At 50.6% G+C, this 269-nt stretch carries 1 rRNA gene; it reads right to left on the bottom strand.

The window, feature by feature from the left end:
* A 23S ribosomal RNA gene (locus GTP41_RS28195) occupies nucleotides 1-269 on the bottom strand; the annotation flags it as partial.

The following is a 269-nucleotide window of genomic DNA, read 5'->3' as shown; positions in this document are numbered from 1 at the left end:
CACCCCATCATTTAATCTTCCAGCACCGGGCAGGCGTCACACCCTATACGTCCACTTTCGTGTTTGCAGAGTGCTGTGTTTTTATTAAACAGTCGCAGCCACCAGTTTATTGCAACCTTTTCGCCCTCATGGAGTAAACCAATCAAGCTACCGAGGCGTACCTTATCCCGAAGTTACGGTACCAATTTGCCGAGTTCCTTCTCCCGAGTTCTCTCAAGCGCCTTAGAATACTCATCTCGCCCACCTGTGTCGGTTTGCGGTACGGTCTC

The organism is Pseudoduganella guangdongensis (genome assembly GCF_009857475.1).
Lineage (GTDB): Bacteria > Pseudomonadota > Gammaproteobacteria > Burkholderiales > Burkholderiaceae_D > Rugamonas > Rugamonas guangdongensis.
This window is presented reverse-complemented; position numbering and strand designations above follow the sequence as displayed.